The sequence below is a fragment of the Anaerophilus nitritigenes genome (assembly GCF_004138215.1).
GTDB classification, from domain to species: domain Bacteria; phylum Bacillota; class Clostridia; order Peptostreptococcales; family Thermotaleaceae; genus Anaerophilus; species Anaerophilus nitritogenes.
Genome location: NZ_RYYS01000094.1, coordinates 1 through 5,287 on the forward strand (window position 1 = coordinate 1; position 5,287 = coordinate 5,287).

A 5,287-nucleotide genomic window follows, 5' to 3' on the forward strand; every position below is an offset into this window, starting at 1 on the left:
GCCATATGTTTTTTACAATATCTGTCAAGTGGCCCTATTTTACATGAATGGTCGCCGTACCCCATTAATGGCTACTGCACCCTTTTTTGAATAATCTTTTACACCAAAAAATCACTATAAATATGGGCATTCTAATATTGCATATTATTTGATTATTCATTTCATTATCTATCAAACAAGAAGTGATTGTTCCACCAGAAAATAGATTCAACGTAAAGTTATTTTTGTTTAAGTTAAATTCCAATGCAAATATTCCAGTTCCCAACAATAGAACATGAACTATTTTTTTTATTAATCTTGCATCACTTGATTTGATATATACATATACAGTATATATATATGTAATTACTATGCTTATCAATATTGTAAAATATATTATTTTATACATATATCTCCTCCGTGTATATCTTAAATGAAATAAGGCTACGATTCATGTGAAAATCGCAATAATCAGTAAAATTTTGTAAAATACAGTTCCATAAATCTCATTATTGCAATTATAGGACTACTTATAATATGGAACTATTTATGGGCGTAAAACCAACATCTTAGCTCTGTACTGAAAAGTATATGCATTTTCAGTAGTCATAATTGTGCGAAATATGAGTAATAAAATATATTTCATCCAACCAGTACATTAGTACTAGTTGAATGAAATATATAAAATTTAATTATTAGGATGTGCATCTATTAGCTCTTGCTGACTCCATTTTGAGTATGCGTTTGGATTTGCTGTATAAGTTCCTGTTACAGTACCCACACCTACTCCTACACACACTTCAAGCTCACCGTTGTTATTGAAAGTCGCTGAAGGTATTCCTGGTAGTGCAAATCCTGGATCATAATCTACAGTCCAGTCCCCTCCGTTAACTTCCATTACTTCATTAATATTCATTTTTTTCATCATTTTAATTTCCTCCCTTTATAATGTAATGTTGCCCTTTTCTCCCGTAAAAAGGTTCTGTATTCTTCATATACCTCGGGAAAGGTGTCTGAAAAATATTATATATCAAACCAAGGATTACCTTGATTTAATAACTAAATTCTTAAATCAATCTTTTCAAGTAAATAATACAGTATCTTCTTTGTCTTTGTTATAACTCTAGCTTCGCAGACCATACCTACCTTTATCTCTTTTTTTTGATTATTATATCCAACAAGTTTCCTATTCTCTATACTTGCTTCTATTAGATAAAAACTATTATTATCCTTATTGGGTTTTATATCTTCTGCTATTTTAATGATTTTGCCTGTAAGCTCACCATATTCCTTATAAGGTAGTGCCATAAAATTATACTTAACCTTGTCACCTAGTTTTAAGTTTCCTATATTTTCGTTTGAGACATATATTTGCATCTTATATGTATTTTTATCTTCTGGTATTATAGTGGCTATCTCCATAGGTGCGTTTAGATTATCTCCTATGTTTATAGCTAAAATTAAATTAATATACCCATCTATAGGAGCTTTTACTATACATTTTTCTATATTAAGTTTTGTACTTTCTAAGTTACTTTTTAATTGATTTAGCTCTGCTTCAAGTATTTGTAAATTACTATCTATCTCTATAATGGTGTTGTTTTTAAAGTTTTTTTCTGCTATAGATAGATATTTATTTATAGTAGCACTTTCTCCAGGGGCTAATTTACGTAATTGAATATACAGTTCTTTAAGTTCTTGTTTTTTATTATTCAAATTTATTTCTAAATCAGCTTTAGTTTTAGCTTGAAAACTTTCTAAATCTAATTTATTTTTTTCAAATGTATCTTTGGCTTTGTCATATTCTATTTTAGGTACAGCTTGATTTTCATATAATGTTTCATTTATTATATACATTCTTTCATTAGTATCTAAAATATTTTTTAGTGATTTTAATTGAATCATATAGTTTAAATAATTTCTATAATATTCATTATCTTCATCCTTAAATAGATTCTTCTCTTTTTTTATTGATGATAATAAAATCTCTGTATTTTTTACTAAACTTTCTGTATTTTCTATTTGAGAGACTATTATATTAATATTTTCTTTAATTGCTGTTGAATCAACTTTATATTTTAAATACTGATTATAATAATTTTGTTCTTTTTCATTGTCTTTTTCAAAAAAGTTATTGTTATCTAATATACTTTTTTTAAATTTTTTTAAATTTTCAATATCTAAATTTTTAGAGTTAAATTCTTTTTCATAAAAGATCTTTTGAATTTCTAATTCAGAAGAATCTATTGTATATAGAAGTTCTCCTTTTTTAACTTTCTTACCTTCTTCTATATATACTTCTTTTACTTTTCCATTTATCATATTATTGATAGTACTTATTCTTTTAGTTGGTCTTACTACACCTTGGGCTTTTACTACTACATCTATTTCTCCAAAGTAAGACCATGTAAGACCTATAATCAAAATACTTATTAATAAATATATGAATATAATTGTAAAGGGATGGGGTTTGCTTTCTAATAACTCTCTGCTATCAGTAAGTTCTCTTATATCTTGTATTACATGCTTCATGATATATATTCTCCTTGTATACTTACTACTTCATTATTAGGTAGTTGCTCTTTCCATAGATCATAATATTTTCCCTTTTTGTTCATAAGTTCATAGTGACTACCACTTTCAGTTATTTCCCCATTATCCATCACATATATTTTGTCACATTTCATAATAGTACTCAGTCTATGAGCTATTATGATAGTAGTTATATCTAATTTATCTATAGTTCTTTCTATAGCCTTTTCTGTTATAGAGTCTAAGTTACTAGTGGCTTCATCCATTATTAAAATATCTGGATTTCTTAGAAGAGCTCGAGCTATAGAAAGTCTTTGTCTTTGACCACCTGATACATTTGTCCCATTTTCCTCAAGTAAAGTATTATATCTTAAAGGTAATTTGTTTATAAAATCATGGGCGCTCGCCATTTTACAAGTGTCTACCATAACTTCAAAGTCTATATCCTCATCTCCTAAGGAAAGATTTTCTTTTATAGTTCCACTAAACATAAATATATCCTGTGATATATATGCCACCTTTTCCCTTAGCTTGTCCACATTGATGTCTTGTATATTATAGCCATTTATTAGGATGTCTCCCTTTTCACTGTTATAAAAACGCATAAGAAGTTTCGCCAAAGTAGTTTTTCCAGAACCACTTTCTCCAACTAAAGCTATTTTTTCTCCTGTTTTTATATTAAGGTCTATATTTTTTAGAACTAATTCTCTTGTTCCATATCTAAAATCTATATTGTTAAACTCTATTTTCCCTTTAAAAGAATCTGGATTTATTTTTTTATCCTCATCCACACTCTTTTCTAATTGTAAATCTAATATTTCTCCTAGTCTATCTGATGCTACTATGGCAGTCTGCATCATGGGTTGTAGATTTATAAGATTCTTTATAGGGTCTATAAAATATGCAAGGAGTGAGTTAAATACTAGTAATTGCCCCACTGATAATTCCCCTTGAAGAACCTTATATGAACCTACCCACAATATTACTACTCCACCAATAGTAGATATAGTCCCTGTTAATGAACCTTGTAAATTTCCTATTACTCCACCTTTTAAAACATTCTTAAGGAGCTTTACAAACTTCTTTTCTGTATTTAGTTTTACATAGTTTTCTGCATTAAATGATTTTACAGTTTCTATACCATTTAAACTTTCAACTAAATATGATGTAAGTTCTGAATTACTTTCCATCTGTTCTCTATTTATCTCTTTTATAGGTTTGTTAAAGGAATATACTATAATCATGTATAACAACAACATTATTACTGATATTCCAAATAAAAAACTATTTTGAGTATATAATATTATTCCACCAACTACAGCCATTAAAGTATCTATCATTATGGTCAATGTGGCTCCTGATATGGCACTTCTAATTTTAGAAGCATCCATAAACCTTGATATGATTTCTCCCACTTTTCTAGTTCCAAAAAAGTTCATAGGCAATTCTATAACATGTTGATAATAGCCTAGTATAAGGGGGATGTCTATTTTTTGACTTAAGTACAATAACAAGTGTGATCTAAATGCACTAAGTAATATTTTAAAAATGTTTAATAATATTATTCCTGCTGATAAAATATGTAGTGTTTTTTCTAATTTATATCTTAAGACTTCATCTACTAGTATTTTAAAATAAAAGGCTCCCAATATACCTAGTATGGTATATACCATAGATGCTAAAAATATGTTTATTATTAATCCCCTTTGAGGTTTTAAAAGTCCTATAAATCTTTTAAATAATCCTATAGTTTCATCGCCAGTTTTAAATTCTGCTGTAGGCACCATTAAAATTAATATACCTGTCCATATTTTGAAAAATTCTTCTGGTTTATATTTGACTATACCTTTTCCTGGATCTGCTACTATTATTTCTTCTTTAGATATTTTATGGATTACTACATAGTGTAAAAACTTTTCATCTACAACAACATGAGCTATAGCAGGAAGTGGAATTTCTCCATATAGACCTTCCCCGTCTCCTTTAACTCCCTTTGCAGTAAATCCTAATTTTTGTGCTGCTTGTATGAGTCCATAGGCACTAGTACCATTTTTATCAGTACCAGCCACTTCTCTTATTTTACTTATGGGAATCTTAAGCCCATATGTTTTACATATGGTAGCTATACACGCTGCTCCACAATCTTTCATATCGTGTTGCTTTATACATATATATCTTTTAAATTTATCCAAAATTACTTGTAACATAAATTGCTCCTTTGTAAGGTAACGTTGTTTATTTTGCTCATGAAAAATTGTTGGATGATATGTCAAAAATGTCAAAATAAAACGTATAACATTTTACAACCTTAAATTTACATGATGAAGATTTTTGTTCTAATTATATAGAATTTGTATAAATTATACAAAAATTATATTTTTATGTAAATAGTAATATTTTACCATAATATAGTCTTATTTTACTAATAAAATATAGAGAAGCTCAGATTTATTACGATATATTATATAAATACTAATAAAAGTTTTTTTAAAACAACATAAAAGGAGCTATTGTTTGCATACAAAAAAGATCCTATTTTTAAGGATCTTTTTAAAATTTTCACCCTCTCCAAAATGCCATATTTCCTTCTCTCACATCTACATGAGTAAAGCTTTTATAAACTCCTACTCCTCTAAAACCTATTTCTTTTGCTATCTTGGCCACTTCCTCAGGAGATACTCCATATACTTTTATATCTGCAGCACGACCAAGTAAATGTTGACTTTTCTTTGCTCCACCAACACTTTGATTATAGGTTTGTGTTCTAAAAGCTGAT

4 protein-coding genes are annotated in these 5,287 nt (G+C 28.0%); all 4 read right to left on the reverse strand.

Translation table 11 applies throughout. The features are described 5' to 3' along the window. Positions 1-667: 667 nt before the first annotated feature. On the reverse strand, positions 668-907 hold the full coding sequence (locus tag EK368_RS13325; RefSeq protein ID WP_129600494.1) for a hypothetical protein: 240 nt from the start codon (positions 905-907) through the stop codon (positions 668-670). Positions 908-1,038: 131 nt separating this feature from the next. Further along, positions 1,039-2,511: a beta-barrel domain-containing protein gene (locus tag EK368_RS13330; protein ID WP_129600496.1), complete on the reverse strand. Its 1,473-nt coding sequence runs from the start codon at positions 2,509-2,511 to the stop codon at positions 1,039-1,041. Continuing rightward, complete coding sequence (locus tag EK368_RS13335) at positions 2,508-4,718, reverse strand: peptidase domain-containing ABC transporter (protein WP_129600498.1); 2,211 nt, start codon at positions 4,716-4,718, stop codon at positions 2,508-2,510. The genes EK368_RS13330 and EK368_RS13335 overlap by 4 nt, the downstream gene beginning before the upstream one ends. Positions 4,719-5,070: 352 nt before the next feature. Continuing rightward, positions 5,071-5,287: YcbK family protein (locus tag EK368_RS13340; RefSeq protein WP_129600500.1), on the reverse strand; the 217-nt coding region annotated here is incomplete at its 5' end.

Excerpts from the sequence above, each read along its gene's own strand:
- EK368_RS13325 (WP_129600494.1), bottom strand. The coding sequence starts at position 907 with ATGATGAAAAAAATGAATATTAATGAAGTAATGGAAGTTAACGGAGGG.
- EK368_RS13330 (WP_129600496.1), bottom strand. The coding sequence starts at position 2,511 with ATGAAGCATGTAATACAAGATATAAGAGAACTTACTGATAGCAGAGAG.
- EK368_RS13335 (WP_129600498.1), bottom strand. The coding sequence starts at position 4,718 with ATGTTACAAGTAATTTTGGATAAATTTAAAAGATATATATGTATAAAG.